Origin of the sequence: Pseudomonas mandelii, from assembly GCF_002251635.1 — a bacterium.
Taxonomy (GTDB): domain Bacteria; phylum Pseudomonadota; class Gammaproteobacteria; order Pseudomonadales; family Pseudomonadaceae; genus Aquipseudomonas; species Aquipseudomonas mandelii_B.
Genome location: NZ_NMOJ01000251.1, coordinates 38,399 through 62,500, shown reverse-complemented (window position 1 = coordinate 62,500; position 24,102 = coordinate 38,399). Strand labels below are relative to the sequence as shown.

The window sequence follows — 24,102 nt, the reverse complement described above, 5'->3', positions numbered from 1 at the left end:
TTAGCAGACCGGCCTTTTCATCGGATACTTCAAATGCTCCCTTGCGGTAGTGGCCAGTAGCCGCTATCCATTAAGGTGAATTCAGAAGGAGTACGCGAGGATGATTCCAAGATTCGTTGTGGTTCCCGCCATTCCCACGGAAACGGGGTCAACGCGCAACGGAACGCGCTTCTACTGCAAAACCGCCCCCATAGGGTTCAACCTCTATGACAATGAAGAAAAGCGCAGGCTGCCCACAACCTACCCGACACGGAAAGAAGCCGAGGAAGAATGTTTGCAGCTTAATAACGAATGCCTTCAATGCATGCTGGCTGAGCGCCCCCGCGTCAATATGCCCTGAGCGCGTGCAAGACTGAATGAAGGCAAAACATCGCTTATTTATTGAAGCAGACAAAAGTCCGAAAACAGAAGGAACTGGCACTACGCCATCAATGTCGTAGTGACAGCACCTGGAGATTCGGATGACCCGCCCTCGATATTTTCAAATCACGTATGGCTTCAACAAGACTCGGCATATTTTTATTCAACCCGACTCCCACATGTCTGAGGCAGACGCGTGGTACTACGCCTGCCTGCATTCAGGGATTGGGCTTTCATATGGGGACAATCACGATCAACAAGACTTTGATGCGCTGCGAAGCCACGCACAGGAAAATGGCTTGATCCAGGTTAGTTGGGAGGAGTTGCCTTAAATGCCAGTGTGCGGCCCAGCTAAGTGCCGCCGCCCACGCCCTCTATCGCTTTTGCAAATGAAGTACCCGCCGCCTTCACCAACTTGCGCCATTCCGAGCTGTTGATCAGCCCGGTACGTTCCATCTCGTCGGCGGCCTTGAGCAACTCGTCGTACTGTTCTTCAGCATCCATGCGAATTTCGGGCTCGTTCAGGAGCTTGTGCCAGGCCGCCAGGGCTTGCTTCTTTTGATCATCATTCATCGCCAAACTCCCAGGGACAGTTTTCACTTGGAAGTTTCCAGTGAATGACCGTTCCTCGGTTCCGACATACGGCGCTTATACAAAACTCACGGAGTGAGCTTTACAAGCAGCTGCGAACCGCTTTACGCATCGCGTCCGACTTGGCCCACGGCGGCCCCTGATACAGAGAGACTCGACTGCCGTCCTTGTATTTCACGACGTCCAGAATTTCGTCAGCCGTGATAATGCTCGGCGCATTGATCCGGTAGCCATTGGAAATACCGGTCTGAGTCGTCTTGGGGACTTCCTGCTGCCAAAGCGGCAAAAGACAAGCGGCGTATTCTTTGGGCGCCTTGTTACTGTACTTGCTGACGTTAGGCTCACCTGGAACCAGGGATGCCGGCAGCGAACAACCCGCCAGCATCGCCATCGCTACTCCCCCAATCAACATCCGCATGACGCTTCCTTATCCTGAAAAACGGCGAATGTAGCGCGTAGCGATCCAGACATCCATCTATAGAATCAGCCCTCAGGGGTTACGTTGTGATCACCGGGGTCGGGATAAGACCGTTCGTTCAAATACGTCATCCATCGTTCATACGCTTCATGCTGCCATTGAGTGACCCTCTCCCACTCCGGCCCACTCAACTGATGAGCCGAAATAAGCTTCATCATCTCCGTAGTTGCTGCGTCCAGATCAACAATCAGCTCATGCGCATGGAATCTGAAATCATCGGTGCTGGTCATTTGAAGTTGCCTCGCCCTAGCGAACATTCGCCACTTCAGTACGACATCACACCGGTTCGTTCGCGCTCATTCTCCCGACAAGCGGCGTACCTTCCATCCATTGAGCAGCAGGCGAGCAAACGCCCCGCCCGTTAATTGGGGCTACTCTTTTGTATCGGGGTATTAGCAGGAGGTCATCATGTGGCTCAACGAAGATGAAAACGAACTTCGGCGTGATCTGCAAGGACTTGCGTCGGACCTGAGGTGGTCGGCAGTGGAACTCTTACGCATCGCAGAGCAGCTACGCCTGGCCGGCAATGATGTGGATGCGCAAGCGGCCATGAAGTTGTGCAATCTATTTCAAGGCGATGAAGAGCGACTGGCGGGTTACGCAGAAGAAGTGAAAGCCAAAATCATCAGTCGGACGAAAGCTCCGAAAGCTCACTAACGGGAGCGTTGGCATGAACACGCCTCTATTGGCGCTGGTCGTCGTGCTGGCGGCGACGGGTGGCTGCAGCACAGATTCACACGTTTATCGGGACCAGCCGCTGGTCGCCAAAGTCGAGACCGGCNAGGTTACTAGCCAGCAATGGATGGCGAGCTAGCTGGAAGCGGGTTTGTTACAGGTGTCCCGCCATTTATCCGCGAACCTGTTAATGGCTTGGCTTTTCAGTTCTGGAGAATCGAGGACCGGCTGGTTGTACGCTTCGTTGATCAACATGGCGCCTAACTTGTCGTGATCAGGATTACCCGATTTCACGGCCAGCAGACTTTCTTTCGATTCGCCTTTTTGCCGAGACTGCATGATCGATCCGGCCAATGTACGGAAAACGTCGCAGACCTTTTGATTGGTGTGGATTTCGCCTTGCGTCTGGGCCAGAACCTGACCGACACCGGCAAGGTAAAGAGCAGACAACATTGCCAGTGCAGTCCAGCGACCTTTCAACATGCTTTCTTCCTTGAATTGAAAGCGGCCACCCTATCATCCAAATGTCACGTTTAAAATCCTCCAACGCCTGGTTTCAAGACAAAAAAAGCCCCGGCATCCCAGGGCTTCAACGTTCATTCTGATTTCTGGCCTGGAGTCGTTCGAACCGTTCTTGCTTTATAGGCAGGAAGCGCTGCTGCAAACGCCAGTGCCTCCTCTTTGCTGCCAAAAGCCCCGAGACGGTCGCCTTTGGTGCACACCCGCCAGGGGCCGTTGTTTACGCTGAGTACGTCATAACCGTTCATGTGCATTTTATTCAGCATCGGAACGCTCATAGTCACCTCCTTTTCGGCAGTGATAAGCCACGATTGACTTGGCTACCTTACACCCGCCCCCTGCCCAAGTGCCTACCAAACGTCGTGTCAGGTTTTCGACATTCCTTTGCACTTTCTACCGCCTCCCTCACTCCATCCCTTTGAAACAGAGGCTTGGGCCTGAATATTGCATTTTCATGACTGTTTTATGACAAGCGGCGGTTTAGTAACACATGAAAGTACGGGCAACAGTCATTTGCGAGCAGGATCGGCATGTTCTCCTGGTGCGCAAACCCAGGTGTCGCTGGACCTTGCCAGGAGGAAAAGTCGAGCGCGGCGAAACCACTGCGGGCGCCGCCATGCGCGAACTCCAGGAGGAAACAGGACTGGGAGTCGACAGCTTGTTGTACCTGATGGAACTGGAAACGGGCAGCACCCGGCACCATGTGTTCGAGGCGTCGGTCCTCAACTCGGACGAAGCCCGGCCACAAAATGAAATTTTCGATTGCATGTGGTATCCGCTGGACGCAGTCCAGAACCTGAACACAAGCGACGCCACGCTCAAGATCGTCAAAGCCTTCCAGCGTCGCTTGTAAGTTTGCGCCGCCGCCTCAGCCCTGGTCGCCGCCGCCCACCGGCATGATCATGCCGGTGATATACGACGCCTCGTCACTGGCCAGAAACAGAATAGCGCCTGCCTGCTCATCCAGCGTGCCGTAGCGTTTCATCAAGCTGCTGTCGAGCGTCTGGCCGACAATTTGCTGATACCAGACTTTTTCTTCGGCGCTCTGCTCTGCGCTGTTTCGCGGAATGGCCCGCGGCGGTGCTTCGGTGCCACCGGGTGCGGTGGCATTGACCCGAACTCCACGACCGGCGGTTTCAAATGCCAGGCAAGCAGTCAGCGCATTGACACCGCCCTTCGCCGCGCCATACGGCACGCGATTGATGCTGCGGGTAGCGATGGACGAAACATTGACGATCGCGCCGCTGCCCTGTTCAAGCATGAACGGCAGCGCGGCGTGGCAGCACCATAATGTCGGAAACAAAGAACGACGGACTTCGGCTTCGATCTGCTGCTCTTCGTAGTGTTCGAAAGGCTTCGCCCAGATCGTGCCGCCCACGTTGTTGACCAGCACATCCAGACGCCCAAAGCGCTCGACGGCGGTACGCATCACGCGGCTGCATTCGCTGTATTGCTCAAGGTCAGCGGTCAAGGCAAGCACCTGGCTGCCCTGCCCCAATTGTTGCTGCACCTCGAACACCAGGTCCGAGCGATCAACCAGAATCAGCCGCGCCCCCTCAGCGGCCATGCGCTCCGCCACCCGCCGACCAATGCCTTGCGCCGCGCCGGTGATCAGCGCAACTTTTTCGTGAAATCTGTTCATGTGGACCTCGTAACGAAGGATGCCATTCAGTGAAAACGTCCCAGACAAAACACTGACCTGTGGGAGCATGTGATCACGCAGCGGATGGACTCAAGCCGCGCTGGCGGCGAATTTCTCGTAATAGAAGTTCGCAGGCGCGACGCCTTGTTCGCGAATGAACTGACTGACCGCTTCGACCATCGGCGGCGGGCCGCACAGGTAGACGTCGACGTCGCCTTCGTTCAAATGCCGTGGCTCGATGTGCTGGGTCACGTAGCCCTTGAGCGGATGCTGGCTGTCGGGGTTGGCGACACAGGCACTAAAGCTGAAATTCGGGATGCGCGCGGCAAACGCTTCGAGCCGATCCAGTTCCACCAAATCAAAATCGTTGGTCACGCCATAGATCAGATGCAGCGGATGCTCGCTGCCCTGCTCGGCGATTTTTTCCAGCATCGCGGTGAACGGCGCCAGACCGGTTCCACCCGCCAGCAGCAATAACGGCCGGCGAATGTCGCGTAGATAAAAGCTACCCAATGGACCGGCCAGACGCATGCTATCGCCCGCCTTGGCTATACCGGTGAGGAAGCTGCTCATCAAGCCGCCGGGCACGTTGCGAATCAGGAAACTCACTTCGCCGTCACGCTGCAACGAGCTGAAGGAGTACGCGCGGGTCTGCTCGCTGCCGGGAATTCCAAGGTTCACATACTGGCCCGGCAGAAACGCCAGTTTGCTCAGCGCCTCGCCCTTGATCGACAGCGCGATGGTGCTGTCGGACAACTGCCGCACGGCGCTGATGGTGGCGTCGTAACTGGCCTGCTGGGTACGGCAAACCTGCGATGAAGTCGGCACGCGCACCACGCAATCGCTCTGGGCGCGCATTTGGCACGTCAGGACAAAACCCTGCTGCGCTTCATCAGCGCTGAGCGCGTCTTCGATGTATTCCTCGCCCAAGTCATAACGACCGGCCTCGGCGAAACACTTGCAGGTACCGCACGCGCCGTCGCGGCAATCCAGTGGAATATTGATGCCCTGGCGGTACGCGGCATCGGCCACGGTTTCGCCCACATTGGCGTCGATGAACCGGGTGACGCCGTCTTCAAAATTGAATGCAATGGAATGAGTCATGACGGCCGCCTCAGAGGTGGTAGACATCGATGACCTGGCGAACGTAATCGTTCTTCAGGATCACTTTCTTGGCCTTGATCAGCGGGTTTTCACCGCGCACATCAAGGGTGTAGAAACTGCTGCCGAAATAGCTGTCGACGGTCTTGTAGCGAAAGCTCAGGGTGTGCCAGTTGAAGCGCACTTTGCACAGGCCGTCAGCCTGTTCGAGCAGCTCGATGTTGCTGATGTTGTGTGAAGTGCGGGTGTCCGGAACGCTGGCGCTGGAGCGTTCGGTCTTGATGCGGAAGATGCGGTCTTCCAGGCCGGTGCGGTTGCCGTACCAGATCAGCGATATTTCCCGCTGCGGGTCTTCAGTCAACTCGTCATTGTCGTCCCAGGACGGCATCCAGAACGAAGCATCGGCGGCGTACATCTCCAGCCAGTCGTCCCATTGCTTGTCATCGAGGTAGCGCGCTTCGCGGTAGAGAAACTCGCGCACGGCGTCATAAGTGAGGGTCATTGCACGGCCTCCACAGCGATCAATTCGGGCTGTTCGGCAGCCAGGGCCTTGAGCATGGTTTGCTGCCAATACTTGTGTTGCAGCACGAACAGGCCTTCGTCTTCGGTGCGCACGCCGCTGAGCAAGGGATGCAGGTCGATTTCCCTGGCCGCCTCATCGGCGCCTTCGACCCAGTGTTCGGCACCGCGAGACATGTCATTCCACGTCGTGACGCTGCCCTGATAGCTGGTCTGGCACGAGCGAAACTCTTCCAGATCGTCCGGGGTGGCCATGCCGCTGACGTTGAAGAAATCCTCGTACTGACGAATCCGGCTCGTACGGGCGTGGTCGCTTTCACCTTTGGGGGCAATGCAATAAATGGTGATTTCCGTGCGGTCGACCGAGATTGGCCGGGCGATGCGGATCTGCGAGCTGAACTGGTCCATCAGGTAGACGTTCGGGTACAGGCACAGGTTGCGCGAATTCTCGATCATCCAGTCGGCGCGGGCCTGGCCGAAGTCCCGGGACAGTTCGTCGCGGTGCTCGTAGAGCGGGCGATCCTCGGGGTTGGACCAGCGGGTCCAGAGCAGCATATGGCCCTTGTCGAACGAGTAGAAACCCCCGCCCTGCTTAGCCCAGGTCCCAGCGCTCATGGTCGGATTGCTGTCACCGGCTTCGCGCTGTTTGCGCTGGTTCTGGGTGGCAGCGTAGTTCCAGTGCACGGAGCTGACGTGGTAACCGTCGGCGCCATTTTCGGCAGTGAGTTTCCAGTTGCCTTCGTAGATGTAGCTTGAGGAACCGCGCAGCACTTCAAGGCCATCGGCGGACTGGTCAACGATCATGTCGATGATCTTGGCCGACTCGCCCAGGTGCTCAACCAGCGGCACCACATCGGCCTTCAGGCTGCCGAACAGGAAGCCGCGATAGGACTCGAAACGCGCGACTTTGGTCAGGTCGTGGGAGCCTTCGCAGTTGAAGCTCGCCGGGTAGCCCGCAGCCGCCGGGTCTTTAACCTTGAGCAGTTTGCCGGAGTTGTTGAAGGTCCAGCCGTGGAATGGGCAGGTGTAGGAGCTCTTATTGCCGGTCTTGTGCCGGCACAGCGTCGCACCGCGATGGCTGCAAGCGTTGATGAAGGCGTTAAGCACTCCCTCCTTGTTGCGCGCGATGAAGATCGACTGACGCCCCATGGTGGTGGTGTAGAAATCATTGATGTTGGGGATCTGGCTTTCGTGCGCCAGGTACAGCCAGTTGCCTTCGAAGATGTGTTTCATCTCCAGGTCGAACAGCCGTGGATCAGTGAACATCTCGCGCTTGCAGCGGTAGATGCCTTGTTCTTTATCATCTTCAAGCAGGGAGTGAAGGTATTCGGGTCGCTGGGACATGGCCGCCGCCTCCATTGTTTTTATTCAGGCAGGGCCATGCTAGGACGGGGGGATGGGGCGGACTATCCGATGGGTGCAGACGTGTATCCGTTTACTGCAACGTGCGGTGAATGGCTGATGCTTATCAATCAGGCCTGACACGGACCTGTGGCGAGGGGGCTTGCCACAGGTGTTCGTCGTCTGCAGTCAGTGCCGGCGTTTGAGGGTGTTCTGCAAAACCGGGGCTGATGCTTATCAATCAGGCCTGACACGGACCTGTGGCGAGGGGGCTTGCCACAGGTGTTCGTCGTCTGCAGTCAGTGCCGGCGTTTGAGGGTGTCCGAAGGCAATTCGCCGAACTGTTTGCGGTAGTTGTCGGAGAACCGCCCCAGGTGCAGGAAGCCGTAATCCATGGCCACTTCCGTGACATTGCGCACGTTGCAGGTCGGGTCGCTCAGGCACCGGTTGATGCGTTCGAGTTTCTGCTGCCGGATGTAGTTTTGCGGCGAGGTGCCGGCGTTGCGCTCGAACAAGCCGTACAGCGAGCGCAAGCTCATCCGCGCCTGGCGCGCCAGCTCTTCACTGTCGATGTCCTGCTTGAGGTTACGCGCGATGTAATCGGCAATTCCCTCGAACGTCGCCGACGGCGAGCCGAGGCTGCTGCGGATGACGTTGGTTTTCATCAGGCTGAGCATCTTGCTGACGATGATCTGCGCGTAGTGCTCCTGCACTCGAGGGATCTGCTCGGTGGCCTCGGCTTCCTGGCAAATCATCGCCAGCAGGCCGACGAAACCTTCCAGCTCATCGAGCTGATAACGGTTCTCCAGAAACCGCACGCCCTGCCCCGGATAGCGCCAGCGTTGCTCCTCGCACACCGACTCAAAAAGCCGGGTGGGTACTTTGAGGATGAATTTTTCACAATCGTCGGAGTACGTCAGGTCCACCGGGTCATCGGGGTTGATCAGCAGCAATTCACCCGGCTCAAAGTAATGTTCCTGACCGTGACCGCGCCACAGGCAGTTGCCGCGCAGCAACACTTGCAGGTGATAGATCGTTTCCAGCGCGCCCGAGGTCACCCGCACGCTGGCGCCGTAGCTGATGCGGCACAGGTCGAGGCTGGCGAATTTGCGATGATCGAGACTGGCCAGCGGGCGGCCGACCCTGGGCATGAGGATGCAATGATTGCCGACATGCTGATTGACGTAACCCGACACCGCGTAAGGGTCGGCGTGGTCGAATATTCTGCTGCGCTGACTCAACAGTTGCGCGTGCATCATCGGGTTACTCTCGTTGTTGTTATCGGTGTTGTCGGGCCATTCTAAGCAGTACCTGCAACGGTGTGTCAGTGGGCTGACCTGTGGAAGGTTCTGGCCCTATCGCGAGCAGGCTCGCGATAGGGCCATCAGTCTCAACATCAATGTTGACTGACACTCTACTTTCGTCGGCAGGCTCGCGATAGGGCCATCAGTCTCAACATCAATGTTGACTGACACTCTACTTTCGTCGGAACGCCGCCCGGAGCAGGCGCGCTCCCGCAAGGCCTGCGATCAGTCCTCGAGTGCGCGAACCCGTTCGTGGCGTTGCTGCTCGTCAGGTTGCGCGGAGGTCTGCAAGGTGAAATCGAAGTCGATCTCGGCAAACCGGCCGCTGACGCCATGGGCCGCCGCGCGCTGCGGGTCGTCTCTGAAAGCGATGTGGGCGATCAGCTCGTCGCGGGTGGCGTAGGCGAAATCGTCATGCAGGTACTGATCGCCATCGAGGTTGATCTGCGTGGTCAAGTGCCGATATCCCGGCGCCGAAATGAAGAAGTGAATGTGCGCCGGCCGCTGCCCATGACGCCCCAGTTGATCGAGCAATTGTTGGGTCGGTCCGTCCGGCGGGCAACCGTAGCCCGACGGCACGATGCTACGGAAGCGATAGCGACCCTCGGCATCGGTGACAATGCGACGGCGCAGGTTGAACTCCGACTGCGTGGTATCGAAGTAGGAATAAGTGCCGCCCGTGTTGGCGTGCCAAACATCCACCACCGCGCCGACCAATGGTTCGCCAGCCGTGTTGCGCACCTGGCCCTGCATGAACAGGACCACGCCCGGATCGACGCCATCGTCCAGTCGAGCCTCACCCTCGGACAACGGCGCGCCCGCCACATACAACGGGCCTTCGATGGTCCGCGGCGTCCCGCCCGCCTTTCCCGCCTGCTCGTCTTCGGCGTCCATCAGCAAGTCCAGGTAATGTTCCAGGCCCAACCCGGCAGCGAGCAAACCGGCTTCCTGGTTCTTGCCCAATTCGTTGAGGTAATTGACCGCCTTCCAGAACTCTTCCGGGGTCACCTCCAGGTCTTCGATGATGTTCACCGNATCACGCAAAATACGGTAAACCAAGGCTTTGACCCGCGGGTCGCCAGCGTCGTTGAGCAAGCCGCTGGCGTCTTCGAGAAACTTCTGGGCACTGGCAGTGTGGGCAATCTTGACGTTCATTTTTTGGGGTTCCTCATCTTGTAATTATGGGCGTAGCGAACTGAACAGGCTGGGTTCAGCGGTCATCCTCGCGAATGGAAGAAGGATGCCGGCACATCGCATCGATCTCGATNGCCATATAGGGGAAAAGCGGCAGTTGCATCAGCAGGTCGTGCAGTGCCTGCACGCTGTCGACATCGAACACGCTGTAGTTGGCGTAGTGCCCGGCGATGCGCCACAGGTGGCGCCATTTGCCTTCCTGTTGCAGGCGCTGGGCCAGGGCTTTTTCATCGGATTTGAGCTGGGTGGCGAGATCCGGATTGATGTCGACCGGCAGATTCACGGTCATTTTTACGTGAAACAGCATGATGCTCTCCTCAGGCTTGATGAACGGAAGTGGATGTTTTGTCGCGCCGGAAAAACGCCAGGCGTTCCTCATCCAGGCTCAGGCCAAGGCCCGGTGTTTGCGGCACGTGCAGCGCAAAATCGCGATAGACCAGCGGCTCGCTGAGCACGTCTTCCGTCAGCAGTAACGGGCCGAACAGCTCGGTGTCCCACGCCAGTTTGTTCAAGGTGAGGAAGGCATGGGCCGAGGCCAGGGTGCCGATGCCGCCTTCAAGCATAGTGCCGCCGTACAGACCGATACCGGCGGCTTCGGCGATGGCGGCGGTCCTGAGCACGGCCCGTGGCCCGCCGTTCTTGGCGATTTTCAGGGCAAACACGGAAGCCGCCCCTTCGCGGGCGAGGTTGAAGGCGTCTTCCACACACTCGATGGATTCGTCCGCCATGATCGGCGCCGGGCTCGACAGGTTGAGCCGCGCCATGCCGCTGCGGTTGTTGCGCGAGATCGGCTGCTCGATCAGGTCGATGCCGTTGCTGCCCAGTATCCGGCAGGCGCGCAGTGCGACCGCTTCGTCCCAGGCCTGATTGACATCGACCCTCACGCTGGCTCGATCGCCCAGGGCTTTCTTGATGGCGATGACGTGGGCCAGGTCGCGATTGACTTCGCCGGCACCGATTTTCAGCTTGAAGATCCGGTGGCGCCGCAGGTCGAGCATTTTTTCTGCTTCGGCGATGTCCTTCTCAGTGTCGCCGCTGGCCAGGGTCCAGGCCACCGGCAAAGCGTCGCGCACGCGGCCGCCGAGCAGTTCGCTGACCGGCAGGTTAAGGCGTTTGCCGAGGGCGTCGAGCAAGGCGCTTTCGACGCCGGACTTGGCAAACGTATTGCCGCGAATGCTGCGCTCCAGACGCAACATGGCCGCGTTGATATTGTCGCNNTCCTGACCAATCAACAGCGGCGCGAAGTGCCGGTCGATGTTGATCTTGATGCTGTCGGGGCTTTCATTGCCGTAGCTCAGGCCGCCGATGGTGGTGGACTCACCGATACCTTCGATGCCGTCGGCGCAACGCACGCGAACAATCACCAGGGTCTGGTTCTGCAGGGTGTGCATGGCCAGTTTGTGCGGGCGAATGGTCGGCAGATCGACGATGATCGTCTCGATCGATTCAATGGCAGTTGCACGCATGTCGATACCCGTCAGGTTCTTGAAGTTCTGAAATGGATTCTCATACGGCTTTTTGCCCACGGCCAATATAGAATTGGTCTGGCTCGATACCTTAAAGGTATTCAACTGCTCAATGCCTGGAGGCACCATGGAATTGCGTCACCTGCGGTATTTTCAGGTGTTGGCTGAAACCCTCAACTTCACCCGCGCCGCCGAACGCCTGCACATCGCCCAGCCGCCGTTGAGCCGGCAGATCCAGCAACTGGAAGATGAACTCGGGGTGTTATTGCTTGAGCGCGGCCGTCCGCTGAAGTTGACCGACGCCGGGCGTTTCTTCCATGAACACTCCACCGCCCTGCTCGAACAGCTGGCCAAGGTGTGTGACAACACGCGGCGAATCGGCCAGGGCGAGAAGACCTGGCTGGGCATCGGCTTCGCGCCATCGACGCTGTATGGCGTGCTGCCGGAACTCATTCGGCGCTTGCGCAGCGGCGAACCCCTGGAGCTTGAGCTCGGGCTTTCGGAAATGACCACGTTGCAACAGGTGCAGGCGCTCAAGGCAGGGCGCATCGACATCGGTTTTGGGCGGATTCGCATCGACGACCCGGCGATCATTCAGACGGTGTTGACCGAAGACCGGCTGGTCGCCGCCCTTCCCGCCGGCCACCCGCTGCTGGCCGGGCCGATCAGCCTTCGCCAACTGGCCAAGGAACCCTTTGTGCTGTACCCCGGCAACCCTCGCCCCAGCTACGCCGACCATGTGATTGCACTGTTTGAGTCCTACGGCGTGAGCATTCACGTGGCGCAATGGACCAACGAACTGCAAACAGCAATCGGTCTGGTGGGGGCCGGGATCGGGGTGACGCTGGTGCCCGCGTCGGTGCAGTTGCTGCACCGCGACGACATTGGATTCACACCGTTGCTGGAAGACAACGCGACCTCGCCGATCATTCTCAGTCGACGTGTGGGCGATGTGACGCCGGGGTTGAATCACTGCTTGAAGATGATTGATGAGTTGCTGCCCCGGAACCAGCCATAACGCGATTTTGTAGCAGCCGGCGAGCGCGGATGCTCGGGAGAAACCGCTTTCGCCATCGCTACGACTGCGCCCCCACTCCGCGTTACACAGGGAATCAGCAAATCGATGCGCCCGGTGGCCCGGTCGTACACTTTGATCCGCAACAATCCATTGGGATTCACTGTGCACTCGCAGGAAAGCGGCTTAAAACCGGACTCTACAATGTTGCAAAGGACTGAAATAGGAACCAGCCATAACGCGATTTTGTAGCAGCCGGCGAGCGCGGATGCTCGGGAGAAACCGCTTTCGCCATCGCTACGACTGCGCCCCCACTCCATGGGTTGGCTACTTCTCGTTTTTGCTCAGGTTCTAATGAGAATCCCCATCCCACAGCCAATTCCAGATCCCCGGCAACTTCACTGCCTCTGAACCACTACTGACGGTGCGCGCCAAAGCTGCCCGTTGCAGCGCCGCCCTGTCGTCGTAAAACGGCTTTTGCGCCACCGTCACCCCCGTGGCGCGGGCGCTGTCGAGGAGGATTTGCAGGTATTCGCGGGCATGCCGGGCGGTATACCGATTCAGGTCGTGGAAGGTCACCACCACCGGAACCACACCGTCCACCGTCGGCAATTCGCCCAGTGCAATCCGTTCACGCACTTCGGACAGTTGCCGCAGCATNTTCGCACGGCGACGCGGGCTGCCGTTGAAGCCCCAGATCTTGCCGTCATTGGCACTCAGGTCCGTCAACAATACGTGCATGCCGTGTCGCTGGTAGGCAGCGAACACACGTTTGTCGTAGTTCCAGAACGGCGGGCGCACCAGGGTGGGCGGTGCTCCGGTGATCGCGGCGATGTCGGCACTGCCTTTGCTCAGCGATTGCTCCAGCTCTTCCGGGCTCAGCGAGCGGTGGTTGGTGTGCGAGTGGGTCGCGGTGTGGAAACCCAGCACATGCCCTTCAGCCTGCTCCCGGTGCATGACCCCGCGTCCGATGTCACTGTCACCGGCCCGTGGTGCGCCGGTCTGCACGAAGAACACCGCTTTGATCCCCGGTTGCACCGGGTTCTGCGCAAGGCTGTCGAGCACCGTCATGCTCGGGTTCCAGAAACTTGATGCGCTGGGACCGTCGTCGAAGGTCAGCAGAAAGCGGATCGGTGGCTGCGCGCGCAGACGCTGTTCGGTCTGCGGGGTCAGTTCGATCGGTGAAGCGATGCAGCCCACCAGCCCGACAGCGATGGCGAACGCAGAGAGAACCTTGAACAACTGTTTCATGGTTTGCCTTGGGCCAGACCGTAATGGTCATCACGTTAAAACGGCAAAAACCCTTCGCCCATTGATCCTTTGTCGGCCCGCAGGTGGCTGCAGGCCCAAGTTGGATCAGGGTACACAGTGTTTGGTTCCAGCGCTCACCCTCGTGGCTTACTGCGCCAACGACTGCTGGAACGAGCTGTCGATAAGCGGCGCGGTCGCCNGACCGAGTTGCAGCGTGCCCATGTGATTTGAAGACTAAGCTGAACGCTCCAGCCAGCGCTTTCCAGCCGGAGATCAGCCGATGTGCGGACGACTCTCGCAATACCGTGGCATTCACGACTTTGTCGCGGTGCTGAGCATTCCCGACGCGCTGATCAACCATGTCGGTGATGAACCGCTGGCCCGCTACAACGCCGCGCCCACCACCCAGCTGGCCCTGCTGCACCTTGAGCCTGACGGGCTGCACGCTGATTCGGTGCGCTGGGGATGGCGGCCGCATTGGGCGAGGGACCGGGCGGCGCCGATCAACGCACGGGTCGAGAAAGTGGCTCACGGCCCGTTCTTCCGGGCAATCTGGCCGCACCGCGCTATCGTGCCGATCGACAACTGGTTCGAATGGGTGGATGCCGGCGCTTCGACGAGGCAGCCGTGGCTCATTCGTCGCCGGGATCGGGCGCCGATCTGCTGCGCGGCGATCGGCCAGTTTCCCCACGGTGGCAGCGAGCCTCGCAGCGACGACGGTTTCGTCATCATCACGGCGGACAGCGCTGGCGGCATGCTCGACATTCATGACCGGCGGCCGGTGGTGTTGTCTGCGGAACTGGCACATGAATGGCTGGACCCAGCCACGCCCAAAGAGCGTGCCGAGCAGATGGTGCTCATGCAAGGAGAAGTCAGTGAAGTGTTCGAGTGGTACAGGGTCGATAAGGCAGTGGGAAATGTCAGGAACCAGGGTCCAATGTTGATTAATAAGCTCATTTAAATTGGATCCAGTTTGGCAACTAAATAACCGAACGACCTAAACGTTACACAGACTGTTTCAACCAAGAAACACTTGCCGGAATGCGGCAAAACGACGCACTAACCGCTTGTCTGACAATTGAAACATCGTACATACATTTAGTAACGCTACAGATAGCATGCGCGCCGCATTTCCCCTGGCAGTACACAATTGACCAAAGAGTCAATAAACAAGGAAATCCCTAAATCTAACAAGCCTTGCAGAGAACTAAGTTGCGCGACGATCTTGTAATTAATCAAGTCAGCGGTCTGGAGTGCGTGTACCTGTCGCTGACAGAACGCTATCAACTTGACTGTTTTATCGGGCAATACATAAAGACCCGAAACCTGCGTTCCATCCCCAATATCAACGACATCCTGCGTTCGACCCTCGCAGCCTATTCCGGCAAGCCGCCGGTCATGGTCAACGAACTGAATGCCTGGATCGACAAGACGTTGGGCTATCGGGCCTCCCACCCGGATTTTCCGTCACTGGAAGATCTTTGATGTGATGCGCCGCTGAGTTCAGCACACGATGAACGAACCGGACATTGTTGCACTCTGAAGAAGAGGCCCATCAGGGCCTCTTTTTTTAGCTCTTATCCGCACAAGGATTGCTCCCCATACTTTGCAAATTGCCGGTTCGACGCCTGAATCAAAGCCTCGGCGAATTTAAGGAGGGATACATGAGCGAGCTCGTTCCCTATGCCGTGCACTCTCTGCTCGACGGCGTCCGCCAGCACTTTTTCAAGCTGGCCGAACAGTTCTCCGATGTGGACGCGATTCGTTCAGCCTCGGCGCATGCGTTTTTGCAATCCGACCGAAAGATCGCCGCCGCCCACGCTTCCCCCGAAGCGACTCGCTTGAGCGCTCAACGATTGGGCATCACGAAGGTTCGCTGGAATGAGGCGATCTGACGGCCTTGCCTGCCCCCGCTTGATCGCGAATTGCCATTCAATCAAGCAAAGCACTTCAGGCACACCTGCTTTTGTGGCGAGGGAGCTTGCTCCCGCTGGGCTGCGTTGATGGCGGGATTATTGGTTCAGGGCTTCAGCGGGCGCTCTTCGTCACGGTCTGACAGTTCTCGACTGTCGTCATGCTTCCAGGTTTGGGTTGAACGCCTTTGCCGCTCAAGTTCTTCTTCGGTGGGTTCATCCTCATCTTCATCCAGACCTGGACGTTTTGGATCATTGGCCATACTCACCTCGCTTCCTGAAGGAATTCCCCTTAAGCGTAGAACAATTTCCAAAGCGCGACTCAAAGCCACCAGCGCAGCAAAAAGAAAAACCCCATGCTCAACAACATGCTGAGCAAGGTATTGCGGGTGTACAGCACCAACCCCACCGCCACCAGCGAACTGATCAGGTACGGGTTGTCCCACTGCAGATTCAGCTGTTTGTCCGGCATGAACACAATCGGGCCGCAGATCGCGGTCAACATCCCCGGCACGGCAAAACCGAGGAACTGCCGGGCATTGCTGCTCAAGCGCAGCGGCAGTCGTGGTTCGAGGAATACGTAGCGGTTCAGGAAGACGAGCACGCCCATCCCGATAATCACAGCCCAGACCATCATGTGCGCCCCCCATAGAATTTGTTGCAGACAAAGCCTGCAGTCATGCCCGCCAACCCCGACAACACCAGCGCCGAGCCCCATTGCCAGTAACTGAACAATACTGAACAAAACAGCGAAACCGCGACGCAGACCACCGTCGGAACGTTGCGTACCACCGGGGTGATCAGGGCAATGAAGGTCGCGGCGATGGAGAAGTCCAGCCCCAGGTGCTCAAGACCGGGAATGCTGCTGCCGAGGACGATGCCGGCCAGCGTGAACAGGTTCCAGGCGATGTAAAACGTCAGGCCCACCCCCAAGGCGTACCAGCGATTGAACTGCTGTTTGTCATGCTGGCTGGTCAGGGCGAACAGTTCGTCGGTGAGCAAAAAACCCAGCCCAACGCGCCAGCGACCCGGCAGCGGTGAAATCACCGAACGCATGCTCATTCCGTACAGCAAATGCTGGGAGGTCAGTAACAGCGTGGTCAGCAAAATCGAAAAGATCCCGGCGCCGCCCTTGAGCATGCCAATGGCGACCAATTGCGCGGCACCGGCAAACACGATGCTCGACAACCCTTGACCTTGCAGCGGCGTGAGATTGGCCTCGATGGCCATGGACCCGGCCAGCAGCCCCCAGGGCGCGGTGGCCAGGGACAACGGCATGATCGCTACGGCGCCGCGAAGAAAGGCATTGCGCGGCATGAGTGAGTTCGACATAACGCTCTACAACCAGGGGAAGACGCCAGACTGTGCCAGCAGTTGCGTTCGATGGCTTGAACAATCTTGCGCACTTGCGGGCAGCGCTTGCCGAATGGCTCTGGGCAGCAGCAAGGATGAGAACCCGAGTACCATGGAGCCATTCGCCTAACGCGTCAGGGAGTCGACATGCTTTACCGGATCGCCGCCGATGGGCTGGTGCTGTTTCACTTGCTGTTCGTTCTGTTCGTGCTGTTCGGCGGGCTGCTGGTGCTCAAATGGCGCCCCCTGATCTGGTGGCACCTGCCCGCCGCTGCCTGGGGCGTGAGTGTGGAAGTCTTCCACCTGATGTGTCCCCTGACTCAATGGGAAAACGTCATGCGCCAGGCCGCCGGGCAAACCGGTTATGGCGGTGGTTTCATCGAACACTACGTGTGGCCGGTCATCTACCCTGCAGGGCTGACTCCGGCGATTCAACTGGCGCTGGGCAGCGTAGTGCTGGTGATCAACCTTGTGGTCTATCTTCGGCTGATCAGGTTGTGGAAGTTACACCGGGCAACCTGAAACACCCGCCGAGGATAGAAAATGCTGTCGATTGAAGACCTGACGTTACTTCAAGCCATCCGCGAAACCGGCAGCCTGTCGCGGGCCGCCGCTCACTTGGGCAAAGCGCCTTCAACCGTGTCCTACNNCTCCAGGGCAGCGACCGCTTCGTTTGAAGTCAGTTGGCGATGACGCTCATGTTGCGCCCACTGGCCTTGGCCACGTACAACGCTTTGTCCGCAGCGCTGACCAGGTCGTCGGGCTGATCCTGCGAGGCCGGGTTGTAGGCGCACACCCCCACGCTGACGGTCACCGTACCCTCCGCGCATTCGCTGTGTTCGATCCCGGCTTGCTGGACCGCACGACGAATTTTTTCGGCGACCAGAAACGCCCCCACATAGTCGGTGCCTGGCAGCACCACCGTGAACTCCTCGCCACCATAGCGGGCGGCCAGATCGCCGGGGCGCTTGATGTTGTCCTTGATGATCGCGCTGATTTTGCGCAGACACTCATCACCCGCCACGTGCCCATAACGATCGTTGAAGCTCTTGAAGTGATCGACATCGATCATCAGCATGGCGAGGTGGGTCACCGTGCGCCGGGCCCGGCCCATTTCCGCGAGAATGAACAGATCGAACTGACGCCGGTTGGAGAGCCCGGTGAGTGCATCTTCGAGCGCCAGCAATTCAAGGCTGCGGTTGACTTCGATGAGCTTTTCCTGGGCATCGAGCAACACGCTTTGAATGTGGTTCTGCTGCTTCATGAAGCGAATGAGGCGATAGCCGAGCCCTCCCAGAAATACCAGCAGCAACAGCACGATGGCGGCACTGAGGATTGACTCCTCACGCCAGCCGGCCAGGACATCATCCTTGTCCAGCGCGGCAAAGATAATCAGCGGATAACCCTCGACCCGCCGAAACCCCACCACTCGCTCGACACCATCCACATAAGACTTGACGGTTGCCGTGCCAGAACTGCCCTTGGGCAACAGTTGCGTGAACAGCGGCCCCTTGGCGACGCTGGTGCCGACTTCTGCTTCGTTGAATGGCCGGCGAACGACGATGCTGGCGTCGTCGGCGATCAGGTTGATCACGCCGTTTTTGCCCATGTCGATGCTGTCGTACAGCCCGAGGAAATGGTTGAGATAGATCGTTGCCAGCGCCACACCGGCGAAGCTGCCATCCGGATGATTGATCCTGCGCGACACGGTCATGATCCATTCGCGGGTCGATCGACTCTTGATCGACGGACCGATATGAGGTCCCCGGTCAGTATGATCACGATGGTAGATGAAATATTCACGGTCGGAATTGTTCGCGCCGGGCATATCCGCACCGTTGGAATTGGCGATCCATCCGCCTTTTTCGTCAAATACGAACAAGCCATGGAGCTGGGTGAGCTCACTGCGCTGGGCGGCGAGCAAACGTCTGAATCTGGGCAGCTGCGCCGGGTCCACGCCTTCGTTTTCGACGCGGTCCACCAAGGCAAACAGCAGCGTATCGGCTTGTTTGATCGACGCTTGCGCTTGTGACGCCAAGGTCTGGGCGAGATTGGACATCGCCACCCCTTTGTCATGCAAGTGGTACTGACGCGAGTTCCAGGCTTCCCAGATCACAATGGCTGTCATAGACAGGCATACGGCCACGAGCAAAACAACCGCGTAACGGACCCTGAGCCTGGACTCAACCTGCTCGGGCACCCAAGGCGCGACGGGCCGGGTGTGTTCAATTCGGTCGTTGATGGACGGATGCCCCATGACGCTCCCTGATTCGTTATGACATGGCGACTTTTCCCGTTCGCCCTTTCTAGCGCCATCCGGTCGTGTCTGACCCTCGGACCGCTATGCCCCACCAGAAACAAGATAGGCGATTTGCTCGCGTTGTGACGGGTTTGTGTTGGGGTGGCGAGGCCTCCCCACGGGATTTACTTCGGCATCTGCTTCACCGCTTCAAGCCAGGCGGGGTTCAATTGTGTCTGTTCGGTGTCGAGCCCCAGCGCTTCCATCCGCGCCTTGTGTTGCTCCACTTCCCGGCTCAATTGCCCATGGTCGCTGGAGTTGCCGTCCAGTTCGTGCATCTGGCTCAGGCCCAGATGGTAGAAACGCAGCAGTTTCATGGCCGTCGGATCACCTGCCTCCACCGCCGCCGTCACCTGATGCATCACATTGGTGATGCTCATCAGGCTGCGCTTGAGCTGCCAGCCGTACACCGCCGGCGCCATCCACGCCTGAGACCAGAACGTGCCGCGCATCAGTGCCGCCATCGCCAACACCGCGACAAACACGCCGCCGACGTTAAACCGCAGATTGTCGCCCCCGGGCTCGCCAAACAACGCCACCGCCGCGGTGGACAGCACCATCGCCAGCGCCAGGAATATCAGCGCAATAATGACCGTGCTGCGCCGCGTCTGCTTTCGAAAGAGTTCGGCGTTCATCGGCTGGATTTCGAACATCGTGACGGGGTTCCTTGCATCAGTGGAAAAAGGCTCGGTGAGCGAAAAGACTGCGGGGCATTATCGCCCCTGTGCAGGATTTAGCTATGCTGGGCGCCTCTTCAACTTTTCATCGTCACCCTGGAACATGGCGATACAGCGCAGTTCGTGCCATCTTCTTTCATGGATACACACTATTCGGATGCCATTTGCCTGTTTGAACGGCATCGTTTTAAGGATCATTGAATGACCCAACGACAAGTAATCAACGCCTCCGTCAGCCCTAAAGGCAGCCTGGAAACCCTTTCTCAACGTGAAGTACAGCAACTGAGCGAAGCCGGATCCGGCAGCACCTACACGCTGTTCCGCCAATGCGCCCTGGCCATCCTCAACACCGGCGCGCACATCGACAACGCCAAGACCATCCTCGAAGCCTACAAAGATTTCGAAATCCGCATCCACCAGCAGGACCGCGGCGTCCGCCTGGAACTGTTGAATGCACCGGCCGACGCGTTCGTCGATGGCGAAATGATCGCCAGCACCCGCGAAATGCTGTTCAGCGCCCTGCGCGACATCGTCTACACCGAGAACGAGCTGGGCAGCCAGCGCATCGACCTGAGCGACTCCCAAGGCATCACCGACTACGTATTCCACCTGCTGCGCAACGCCCGCACGTTGCGTCCGGGCGTCGAGCCGAAAATCGTGGTGTGCTGGGGCGGGCACTCGATCAATACCGAAGAATACAAATACACCAAGAAAGTCGGCCACGAACTGGGCCTGCGCAGCCTCGATGTGTGCACCGGCTGCGGCCCCGGCGTGATGAAAGGTCCGATGAAAGGCGCGACCATTTCCCACGCCAAACAACGCATTACCGGCGGGCGCTACCTGGGCCTGACCGAGCCGGGCATCATCGCGGCCGAAGCCCCGAACCCCATCGTTAACGAACTGGTGATCCTGCCGGACATCGAAAAACGCCTGGAAGCCTTCGTGCGCGTCGGCCACGGCATCATCATCTTCCCGGGCGGCGCCGGCACGGCCGAAGAGTTCCTGTACCTGCTGGGCATCCTGATGCACCCGGACAACCGCGATGTGCCGTTCCCCGTGGTGCTCACCGGGCCGAAACATGCGGCGCCGTATCTGGAGCAACTGGACGCGTTTGTCGGCGCAACGCTGGGTGATGCCGCGAAACAACACTACGAAATCATCATCGACGACCCGGCCGAAGTCGCGCGCCAGATGACCCAAGGCCTCAAAGCGGTCAAACAGTTCCGNCGCGAGCGCAACGACGCGTTCCACTTCAACTGGCTGCTCAAGATCGACGAAGGCTTCCAGCGCCCGTTCGACCCGACTCACGAAAACATGGCTGGCCTGCAACTGAGCCTTACGCTGCCGCCCCACGAACTGGCGGCCAACCTGCGCCGCGCGTTCTCGGGGATTGTGGCCGGCAACGTCAAGGACAAGGGCATTCGCCTGATCGAACAACACGGGCCTTACCAGATCCGTGGCGATGCAGCGGTCATGCATCCGCTTGATCAACTGCTCAAGGCCTTCGTTGCGCAGCATCGGATGAAACTGCCGGGTGGCGCGGCTTATGTTCCTTGTTATCAGGTGGTTGCGTGATGAACGGCGCCTGACAATCACCCAATAACCTGCGGGAGCGAGCCTGCTCGCGATGGCGGAGTGTCATCCAACATTAATGCTGAATGGCACGCCGCCATCGCGAGCAGGCTCGCGCCTACAGTGGGACGGGGTACATCGGGGGGAACCTGGTCGGCCCGAAGGCCGCCAAGGTCAACCGCCCTGATTACCGCACGCCGCAAACTTACTGTAATCAAGCACCTTCTGCGTACCGCTAGAATCCAGATACGTCATCCGCGCATTCACAATCCCGCAATTCGCCCCGCCATCTTCTACAGTTGAAATCACCTGCTTGATATCCAGGTGACTACTGTGGGAGGTATCTGCCATGTGTCATAAAACCGGGACTATTAAGGCGTAAGGTGTCACACCGGGCACCCGATACAGTTCGATACACCTGCCCCTGAAAAAGCCGTCTTGTATGCCCCTGTATCAAAGTCACCTCCAGATACAGTGAGATACAAAGGCCGGCAGGCAGGTGCGATGCGGCTCCCTAGAATGCGCGACTGCGAATAATAAGAGGGTTGAGCAATGGAACACGTGAACCACATCCTGATCGTCGATGACGATCGGGAGATCCGCGAACTTTTGGGTAATTACCTGAAGAAAAACGGCATGCGCACCACCGTGGTTGCTGACGGCCGCCAGATGCGCAGCTTCCTCGACACCACCCCGGTTGACCTGATCGTGCTCGACATCATGATGCCCGGCGACGACGGCTTGCAGCTGTGCCGCGANTTGCGCTCAGGCAAACACAAGGCCACGCCGATACTGATGCTCACCGCCCGCAACGACGAAACCGACCGCATCCTCGGCCTGGAAATGGGCGCCGACGATTACCTGACCAAACCGTTCGCCGCCCGCGAACTGCTGGCGCGAATCAACGCCGTACTGCGCCGTACCCGGATGCTGCCCCCCAACCTGCTGATTACCGAAAGCGGCCGGTTGCTGGGGTTTGGCCGCTGGCGCCTGGACACCACCGCCCGCCACTTGCTGGACGAGGACGGCACGATGGTTGCGCTCAGTGGCGCCGAATACCGCTTGCTCCGGGTTTTCCTCGATCACCCGCAACGCGTGCTTAGTCGCGACCAGTTGCTCAACCTCACCCAGGGCCGCGATGCCGACCTGTTCGACCGTTCCATCGACTTGTTGGTGAGCCGTCTGCGCCAACGACTGATGGATGACTCCCGGGAGTCGACCTACATCAAAACGGTGCGCAGCGAAGGCTACGTGTTCTCCTACCCCGTGGAATTGCTCGGCGCAGAATCATGAAACGTTACCTGCTGGGCGAAGGCTTGCCGGGCTCCCTGGATCCGAACACCCACGCGGTGCACCTGGACGAAAAAGCACTTCCAGGCACACCTGAAACTCGCCGACGGCAGTCCGCTGACCATCGACGTCCGGCCATCGGTGATGCCGTTGTCCTCGTGGCTGCCGATTGCTCGGCGCAGAATCATGAAACGTTACCTGCTGGGCGAAGGCTTGCCGGGCTCCCTGGATCCGAACACCCACGCGGTGCACCTGGACGAAAAAGGCCCGACCAAAGTCGCCCATGCCGCCAAGGCGTTCAATGCCATGCCNGNTTTTACGACTGCTGCGCAGCCGAACGGGACCGAGGCCGCGCTATGCGCAAAGTCGCAACGGTTTTGTATCCGTCTGTATATGAACCCCGAACGGATACGTAGTAGCCGATTTCAGCACGTTCAAGCACACATCACCGATACACCCCGGCGTTTAACTGTGTTCACCGGATAGCCGCAGCTACCGACCCACACACATTCAAGCGCACGGAGAATCACCCATGTTCAACTTCTCGAAAGTCTCGTCCCTGGCACTCGGTCTGGCACTGGTTGGCGGCCTCGGCCTGTCGAACCTGGCGTCGGCCAATACCGTCAGCACTGCGCCCCACAGCCAGATCCAGCAACTGTTGGTGGAAGGTGGCTCGGACCGGTTGCAACAGAATCGCGTCGCTGAATATGGCTCTGAAAACCTGCAAAACAATCGTGTGGCTGAAGGTGGCTCTGAAAACCTGCAAAACAATCGTGTGGCTGAAGGTGGTTCCGATCGCCTGATCGAGAACCGCGTCGCCGAAGGCGGTGCTGATCGCCTGCAAGAGCTTCGTGAGCGCGTCGCCGAAGGCGGTGCTGATCGCCTGCAAGAGCTTCGTGAGCGTGTCGCGTCGATCAGCCCGAAGAATGCCGTACAAGGGGGTGTTGTCGTCGCGGAGAATCGCCCTGAGTTCGGTTCCAAGTATCAGCGCTACTGATCAAGCTCTACGAACCGGCAGAGATCAACTGTGGGAGCGCGCTGGCAACAGGCGCTGGATGAGATGAGACGCGACGGACGGCTCGAACAACTCAAGCAGCGTTGGCTCAGCGACACCACACCCCGCTGACAGTGGATCAACGCGCTCGATATCAACTATGCGCAAGGGTGTTTTCTCATCGCGACGCTCCAGCACTACAGTGGCCACATCTTCTCCCCACACTACTGGAGCAACATCATGAAAAGCATCATTGGTCTTGGTTTCGCCCTGTCGGTTCTTGGCGCTACGTCCGCCATCGCCGCCCCACATGCCACCTCGCAAGTCGTTGCGGCAGCCAAAGTCAGCCAACCGGCAACACTGAACGTGAACACGGTCGGCGTTGACCACAAAGACATCCAGGCCAGCAAACTCTACGTCGCTGAAAACCGCCCTGAGTTTGGTTCGAAGTATCAGCGTTATTGATCAACGGCTTTGGGCCGCTTGACACAGGAAACCCCGGGTAGATCCGATCTGCCCGGGGTTTCTTCGTATCANGTNCAGCGCGC

The 24,102-nt window shown here is 58.7% G+C and carries 34 protein-coding genes and 4 pseudogenes; 17 read left to right on the top strand and 21 right to left on the bottom strand.

Going from position 1 to position 24,102, the window contains the following annotated elements:
• Positions 1 to 100 precede the first annotated feature (100 nt).
• Positions 101 to 340 (top strand): hypothetical protein, encoded by a 240-nt coding sequence (locus B7L09_RS31065; RefSeq protein ID WP_094472012.1) that lies wholly within the window; start codon positions 101 to 103, stop codon positions 338 to 340.
• A 121-nt stretch (positions 341 to 461) separates the two neighbouring features.
• Positions 462 to 692: a DUF6555 family protein gene (locus B7L09_RS32705; RefSeq protein ID WP_094472011.1), complete on the top strand. Its 231-nt coding sequence runs from the start codon at positions 462 to 464 to the stop codon at positions 690 to 692.
• Positions 693 to 711: 19 nt separating this feature from the next.
• Here the strand turns inward: B7L09_RS32705 and B7L09_RS31055 are convergent, their stop codons facing one another.
• The 3 genes from B7L09_RS31055 to B7L09_RS31045 all read right to left on the bottom strand — a co-directional run bounded on the left by B7L09_RS31055 (position 712) and on the right by B7L09_RS31045 (position 1,659).
• The gene (locus B7L09_RS31055; protein ID WP_094472010.1) at positions 712 to 933 is read right to left on the bottom strand and encodes a hypothetical protein; all 222 of its coding nucleotides are present in this window, start codon (positions 931 to 933) and stop codon (positions 712 to 714) included.
• Between the two features lie 100 nt (positions 934 to 1,033).
• Positions 1,034 to 1,369 (bottom strand): hypothetical protein, encoded by a 336-nt coding sequence (locus tag B7L09_RS31050; protein ID WP_094472009.1) that lies wholly within the window; start codon positions 1,367 to 1,369, stop codon positions 1,034 to 1,036.
• A gap of 65 nt (positions 1,370 to 1,434) precedes the next feature.
• Complete coding sequence (locus tag B7L09_RS31045) at positions 1,435 to 1,659, bottom strand: hypothetical protein (RefSeq protein WP_094472016.1); 225 nt, start codon at positions 1,657 to 1,659, stop codon at positions 1,435 to 1,437.
• Positions 1,660 to 1,837: 178 nt separating this feature from the next.
• On the opposite strand from B7L09_RS31045, the gene B7L09_RS31040 reads away from it, so the two are divergent.
• Together B7L09_RS31040 and B7L09_RS31035 are read left to right on the top strand one after the other, a co-directional pair.
• On the top strand, positions 1,838 to 2,086 hold the full coding sequence (locus tag B7L09_RS31040) for a hypothetical protein (protein WP_094472008.1): 249 nt from the start codon (positions 1,838 to 1,840) through the stop codon (positions 2,084 to 2,086).
• 13 nt (positions 2,087 to 2,099) lie between these two features.
• Positions 2,100 to 2,225 (top strand): annotated as a pseudogene (locus B7L09_RS31035) (osmotically-inducible lipoprotein OsmE); the annotation flags it as partial.
• Positions 2,226 to 2,239: 14 nt separating this feature from the next.
• Here B7L09_RS31035 and B7L09_RS31030 read toward each other — a convergent pair.
• Complete coding sequence (locus B7L09_RS31030) at positions 2,240 to 2,587, bottom strand: hypothetical protein (RefSeq protein ID WP_094472007.1); 348 nt, start codon at positions 2,585 to 2,587, stop codon at positions 2,240 to 2,242.
• A gap of 113 nt (positions 2,588 to 2,700) precedes the next feature.
• Entirely contained in the window at positions 2,701 to 2,901 is a 201-nt protein-coding gene (locus B7L09_RS31025; protein ID WP_094472006.1) for a DUF2188 domain-containing protein, read from the bottom strand.
• A gap of 212 nt (positions 2,902 to 3,113) precedes the next feature.
• Between B7L09_RS31025 and B7L09_RS31020 the strand changes: the two genes are divergently transcribed.
• Positions 3,114 to 3,476, top strand: a complete 363-nt coding sequence (locus B7L09_RS31020; protein ID WP_094472005.1) for an NUDIX hydrolase — start codon at positions 3,114 to 3,116, stop codon at positions 3,474 to 3,476.
• A 15-nt stretch (positions 3,477 to 3,491) separates the two neighbouring features.
• Here B7L09_RS31020 and B7L09_RS31015 read toward each other — a convergent pair whose 3' ends face one another.
• The 8 genes from B7L09_RS31015 to B7L09_RS30980 form a co-directional block, all read right to left on the bottom strand.
• Positions 3,492 to 4,265: a 1,6-dihydroxycyclohexa-2,4-diene-1-carboxylate dehydrogenase gene (locus tag B7L09_RS31015; RefSeq protein ID WP_094472004.1), complete on the bottom strand. Its 774-nt coding sequence runs from the start codon at positions 4,263 to 4,265 to the stop codon at positions 3,492 to 3,494.
• A 90-nt stretch (positions 4,266 to 4,355) separates the two neighbouring features.
• Positions 4,356 to 5,369 carry a benzoate 1,2-dioxygenase electron transfer component BenC gene (gene benC, locus B7L09_RS31010; protein ID WP_094472003.1) on the bottom strand — a complete coding sequence of 338 codons (1,014 nt, stop codon included), beginning with the start codon at positions 5,367 to 5,369 and terminating at the stop codon, positions 4,356 to 4,358.
• A gap of 10 nt (positions 5,370 to 5,379) precedes the next feature.
• The gene (gene benB / locus B7L09_RS31005) at positions 5,380 to 5,868 is read right to left on the bottom strand and encodes a benzoate 1,2-dioxygenase small subunit (protein ID WP_094472002.1); all 489 of its coding nucleotides are present in this window, start codon (positions 5,866 to 5,868) and stop codon (positions 5,380 to 5,382) included.
• On the bottom strand, positions 5,865 to 7,229 hold the full coding sequence (gene benA / locus B7L09_RS31000; RefSeq protein ID WP_094472001.1) for a benzoate 1,2-dioxygenase large subunit: 1,365 nt from the start codon (positions 7,227 to 7,229) through the stop codon (positions 5,865 to 5,867). The genes benB and benA overlap by 4 nt, the downstream gene beginning before the upstream one ends.
• 296 nt (positions 7,230 to 7,525) lie before the next feature.
• Entirely contained in the window at positions 7,526 to 8,485 is a 960-nt protein-coding gene (locus tag B7L09_RS30995) for an AraC family transcriptional regulator (protein ID WP_094472000.1), read from the bottom strand.
• A 270-nt stretch (positions 8,486 to 8,755) separates the two neighbouring features.
• Complete coding sequence (gene catA / locus B7L09_RS30990) at positions 8,756 to 9,685, bottom strand: catechol 1,2-dioxygenase (RefSeq protein WP_094471999.1); 930 nt, start codon at positions 9,683 to 9,685, stop codon at positions 8,756 to 8,758.
• Between the two features lie 55 nt (positions 9,686 to 9,740).
• Complete coding sequence (catC, locus tag B7L09_RS30985; protein WP_094471998.1) at positions 9,741 to 10,031, bottom strand: muconolactone Delta-isomerase; 291 nt, start codon at positions 10,029 to 10,031, stop codon at positions 9,741 to 9,743.
• A 10-nt stretch (positions 10,032 to 10,041) separates the two neighbouring features.
• Positions 10,042 to 11,190 (bottom strand): muconate cycloisomerase family protein, encoded by a 1,149-nt coding sequence (locus B7L09_RS30980; RefSeq protein ID WP_176457798.1) that lies wholly within the window; start codon positions 11,188 to 11,190, stop codon positions 10,042 to 10,044.
• 127 nt (positions 11,191 to 11,317) lie between these two features.
• On the opposite strand from B7L09_RS30980, the gene B7L09_RS30975 reads away from it, so the two are divergent.
• Positions 11,318 to 12,208 carry a LysR family transcriptional regulator gene (locus B7L09_RS30975; protein ID WP_094471997.1) on the top strand — a complete coding sequence of 297 codons (891 nt, stop codon included), beginning with the start codon at positions 11,318 to 11,320 and terminating at the stop codon, positions 12,206 to 12,208.
• Here the strand turns inward: B7L09_RS30975 and B7L09_RS32980 are convergent.
• Both B7L09_RS32980 and B7L09_RS30965 read right to left on the bottom strand, forming a co-directional pair.
• The gene (locus B7L09_RS32980; RefSeq protein ID WP_438269362.1) at positions 12,160 to 12,438 is read right to left on the bottom strand and encodes a DUF1652 domain-containing protein; all 279 of its coding nucleotides are present in this window, start codon (positions 12,436 to 12,438) and stop codon (positions 12,160 to 12,162) included. The genes B7L09_RS30975 and B7L09_RS32980 overlap by 49 nt on opposite strands.
• Positions 12,439 to 12,556: 118 nt before the next feature.
• The gene (locus B7L09_RS30965) at positions 12,557 to 13,456 is read right to left on the bottom strand and encodes a polysaccharide deacetylase family protein (RefSeq protein WP_094471996.1); all 900 of its coding nucleotides are present in this window, start codon (positions 13,454 to 13,456) and stop codon (positions 12,557 to 12,559) included.
• Positions 13,457 to 13,736: 280 nt separating this feature from the next.
• On the opposite strand from B7L09_RS30965, the gene B7L09_RS30960 reads away from it, so the two are divergent.
• The 3 genes from B7L09_RS30960 to B7L09_RS30950 all read left to right on the top strand — a co-directional run bounded on the left by B7L09_RS30960 (position 13,737) and on the right by B7L09_RS30950 (position 15,351).
• A complete protein-coding gene (locus B7L09_RS30960) occupies positions 13,737 to 14,417 on the top strand; it encodes an SOS response-associated peptidase (RefSeq protein ID WP_094471995.1) in 681 nt (226 codons plus the stop codon).
• Between the two features lie 251 nt (positions 14,418 to 14,668).
• Complete coding sequence (locus tag B7L09_RS30955) at positions 14,669 to 14,941, top strand: hypothetical protein (protein WP_094471994.1); 273 nt, start codon at positions 14,669 to 14,671, stop codon at positions 14,939 to 14,941.
• A 179-nt stretch (positions 14,942 to 15,120) separates the two neighbouring features.
• On the top strand, positions 15,121 to 15,351 hold the full coding sequence (locus B7L09_RS30950) for a DUF6555 family protein (RefSeq protein ID WP_094471993.1): 231 nt from the start codon (positions 15,121 to 15,123) through the stop codon (positions 15,349 to 15,351).
• A gap of 125 nt (positions 15,352 to 15,476) precedes the next feature.
• Here B7L09_RS30950 and B7L09_RS32110 read toward each other — a convergent pair whose 3' ends face one another.
• Genes B7L09_RS32110 through B7L09_RS30940 form a run of 3 tightly spaced genes read right to left on the bottom strand, consistent with a single transcriptional unit; the run spans position 15,477 to position 16,701 of the window.
• Entirely contained in the window at positions 15,477 to 15,638 is a 162-nt protein-coding gene (locus B7L09_RS32110) for a hypothetical protein (RefSeq protein ID WP_176457797.1), read from the bottom strand.
• Positions 15,639 to 15,691: 53 nt separating this feature from the next.
• Positions 15,692 to 16,003, bottom strand: a complete 312-nt coding sequence (locus tag B7L09_RS30945) for an AzlD domain-containing protein (protein ID WP_010455066.1) — start codon at positions 16,001 to 16,003, stop codon at positions 15,692 to 15,694.
• A complete protein-coding gene (locus tag B7L09_RS30940; protein ID WP_094471992.1) occupies positions 16,003 to 16,701 on the bottom strand; it encodes an AzlC family ABC transporter permease in 699 nt (232 codons plus the stop codon). Before B7L09_RS30940 ends, B7L09_RS30945 begins: the two co-directional genes overlap by 1 nt.
• Positions 16,702 to 16,869: 168 nt before the next feature.
• Between B7L09_RS30940 and B7L09_RS30935 the strand changes: the two genes are divergently transcribed.
• Both B7L09_RS30935 and B7L09_RS30930 read left to right on the top strand, forming a co-directional pair.
• Positions 16,870 to 17,244 carry a DUF2784 domain-containing protein gene (locus B7L09_RS30935; protein ID WP_094471991.1) on the top strand — a complete coding sequence of 125 codons (375 nt, stop codon included), beginning with the start codon at positions 16,870 to 16,872 and terminating at the stop codon, positions 17,242 to 17,244.
• A 21-nt stretch (positions 17,245 to 17,265) separates the two neighbouring features.
• A pseudogene (locus B7L09_RS30930) lies at positions 17,266 to 17,400 on the top strand (LysR family transcriptional regulator); the annotation flags it as partial.
• A gap of 1 nt (position 17,401) precedes the next feature.
• On the opposite strand, the gene B7L09_RS30925 reads toward B7L09_RS30930, so the two are convergent.
• Both B7L09_RS30925 and B7L09_RS30920 read right to left on the bottom strand, forming a co-directional pair.
• A complete protein-coding gene (locus tag B7L09_RS30925) occupies positions 17,402 to 18,979 on the bottom strand; it encodes a sensor domain-containing diguanylate cyclase (protein WP_094471990.1) in 1,578 nt (525 codons plus the stop codon).
• A gap of 167 nt (positions 18,980 to 19,146) precedes the next feature.
• Complete coding sequence (locus tag B7L09_RS30920; protein WP_094471989.1) at positions 19,147 to 19,674, bottom strand: DUF3087 domain-containing protein; 528 nt, start codon at positions 19,672 to 19,674, stop codon at positions 19,147 to 19,149.
• Positions 19,675 to 19,899: 225 nt separating this feature from the next.
• On the opposite strand from B7L09_RS30920, the gene ppnN reads away from it, so the two are divergent.
• Positions 19,900 to 21,273: a nucleotide 5'-monophosphate nucleosidase PpnN gene (ppnN, locus tag B7L09_RS30915; protein ID WP_094471988.1), complete on the top strand. Its 1,374-nt coding sequence runs from the start codon at positions 19,900 to 19,902 to the stop codon at positions 21,271 to 21,273.
• 171 nt (positions 21,274 to 21,444) lie between these two features.
• Here ppnN and B7L09_RS30910 read toward each other — a convergent pair whose 3' ends face one another.
• Positions 21,445 to 21,621 carry a DUF2790 domain-containing protein gene (locus tag B7L09_RS30910; RefSeq protein WP_094471987.1) on the bottom strand — a complete coding sequence of 59 codons (177 nt, stop codon included), beginning with the start codon at positions 21,619 to 21,621 and terminating at the stop codon, positions 21,445 to 21,447.
• A 201-nt stretch (positions 21,622 to 21,822) separates the two neighbouring features.
• Here B7L09_RS30910 and B7L09_RS30905 point away from each other — a divergent pair, with 201 nt between their 5' ends.
• The 5 genes and pseudogenes from B7L09_RS30905 (at position 21,823) to B7L09_RS30890 (ending at position 24,019) form a co-directional block, all read left to right on the top strand.
• Entirely contained in the window at positions 21,823 to 22,563 is a 741-nt protein-coding gene (locus B7L09_RS30905) for a response regulator (protein WP_094471986.1), read from the top strand.
• A 72-nt stretch (positions 22,564 to 22,635) separates the two neighbouring features.
• Positions 22,636 to 22,869, top strand: a pseudogene (locus B7L09_RS30900) (two-component sensor histidine kinase); the annotation flags it as partial.
• A 223-nt stretch (positions 22,870 to 23,092) separates the two neighbouring features.
• On the top strand, positions 23,093 to 23,557 hold the full coding sequence (locus B7L09_RS30895) for a hypothetical protein (RefSeq protein WP_094471985.1): 465 nt from the start codon (positions 23,093 to 23,095) through the stop codon (positions 23,555 to 23,557).
• 36 nt (positions 23,558 to 23,593) lie between these two features.
• Positions 23,594 to 23,686 (top strand): annotated as a pseudogene (locus tag B7L09_RS32700) (ABC transporter substrate-binding protein); the annotation flags it as partial.
• Between the two features lie 108 nt (positions 23,687 to 23,794).
• The gene (locus B7L09_RS30890) at positions 23,795 to 24,019 is read left to right on the top strand and encodes a hypothetical protein (protein ID WP_094471984.1); all 225 of its coding nucleotides are present in this window, start codon (positions 23,795 to 23,797) and stop codon (positions 24,017 to 24,019) included.
• Positions 24,020 to 24,102: the final 83 nt, after the last annotated feature.

Bases quoted from the DNA above. Each gene is read 5' to 3' on its own strand.
- B7L09_RS31065 (WP_094472012.1), top strand. From the start codon at position 101: ATGATTCCAAGATTCGTTGTGGTTCCCGCCATTCCCACGGAAACGGGG.
- B7L09_RS32705 (WP_094472011.1), top strand. From the start codon at position 462: ATGACCCGCCCTCGATATTTTCAAATCACGTATGGCTTCAACAAGACT.
- B7L09_RS31055 (WP_094472010.1), bottom strand. From the start codon at position 933: ATGAATGATGATCAAAAGAAGCAAGCCCTGGCGGCCTGGCACAAGCTC.
- B7L09_RS31050 (WP_094472009.1), bottom strand. From the start codon at position 1,369: ATGCGGATGTTGATTGGGGGAGTAGCGATGGCGATGCTGGCGGGTTGT.
- B7L09_RS31045 (WP_094472016.1), bottom strand. From the start codon at position 1,659: ATGACCAGCACCGATGATTTCAGATTCCATGCGCATGAGCTGATTGTT.
- B7L09_RS31040 (WP_094472008.1), top strand. From the start codon at position 1,838: ATGTGGCTCAACGAAGATGAAAACGAACTTCGGCGTGATCTGCAAGGA.
- B7L09_RS31030 (WP_094472007.1), bottom strand. From the start codon at position 2,587: ATGTTGAAAGGTCGCTGGACTGCACTGGCAATGTTGTCTGCTCTTTAC.
- B7L09_RS31025 (WP_094472006.1), bottom strand. From the start codon at position 2,901: ATGAGCGTTCCGATGCTGAATAAAATGCACATGAACGGTTATGACGTA.
- B7L09_RS31020 (WP_094472005.1), top strand. From the start codon at position 3,114: ATGAAAGTACGGGCAACAGTCATTTGCGAGCAGGATCGGCATGTTCTC.
- B7L09_RS31015 (WP_094472004.1), bottom strand. From the start codon at position 4,265: ATGAACAGATTTCACGAAAAAGTTGCGCTGATCACCGGCGCGGCGCAA.
- benC (WP_094472003.1), bottom strand. From the start codon at position 5,369: ATGACTCATTCCATTGCATTCAATTTTGAAGACGGCGTCACCCGGTTC.
- benB (WP_094472002.1), bottom strand. From the start codon at position 5,868: ATGACCCTCACTTATGACGCCGTGCGCGAGTTTCTCTACCGCGAAGCG.
- benA (WP_094472001.1), bottom strand. From the start codon at position 7,229: ATGTCCCAGCGACCCGAATACCTTCACTCCCTGCTTGAAGATGATAAA.
- B7L09_RS30995 (WP_094472000.1), bottom strand. From the start codon at position 8,485: ATGATGCACGCGCAACTGTTGAGTCAGCGCAGCAGAATATTCGACCAC.
- B7L09_RS30975 (WP_094471997.1), top strand. From the start codon at position 11,318: ATGGAATTGCGTCACCTGCGGTATTTTCAGGTGTTGGCTGAAACCCTC.
- B7L09_RS30960 (WP_094471995.1), top strand. From the start codon at position 13,737: ATGTGCGGACGACTCTCGCAATACCGTGGCATTCACGACTTTGTCGCG.
- B7L09_RS30950 (WP_094471993.1), top strand. From the start codon at position 15,121: ATGAGCGAGCTCGTTCCCTATGCCGTGCACTCTCTGCTCGACGGCGTC.
- B7L09_RS30945 (WP_010455066.1), bottom strand. From the start codon at position 16,003: ATGGTCTGGGCTGTGATTATCGGGATGGGCGTGCTCGTCTTCCTGAAC.
- B7L09_RS30940 (WP_094471992.1), bottom strand. From the start codon at position 16,701: ATGTCGAACTCACTCATGCCGCGCAATGCCTTTCTTCGCGGCGCCGTA.
- B7L09_RS30935 (WP_094471991.1), top strand. From the start codon at position 16,870: ATGCTTTACCGGATCGCCGCCGATGGGCTGGTGCTGTTTCACTTGCTG.
- B7L09_RS30925 (WP_094471990.1), bottom strand. From the start codon at position 18,979: ATGGGGCATCCGTCCATCAACGACCGAATTGAACACACCCGGCCCGTC.
- B7L09_RS30920 (WP_094471989.1), bottom strand. From the start codon at position 19,674: ATGTTCGAAATCCAGCCGATGAACGCCGAACTCTTTCGAAAGCAGACG.
- B7L09_RS30910 (WP_094471987.1), bottom strand. From the start codon at position 21,621: ATGGCAGATACCTCCCACAGTAGTCACCTGGATATCAAGCAGGTGATT.
- B7L09_RS30895 (WP_094471985.1), top strand. From the start codon at position 23,093: ATGTTCAACTTCTCGAAAGTCTCGTCCCTGGCACTCGGTCTGGCACTG.
- B7L09_RS30890 (WP_094471984.1), top strand. From the start codon at position 23,795: ATGAAAAGCATCATTGGTCTTGGTTTCGCCCTGTCGGTTCTTGGCGCT.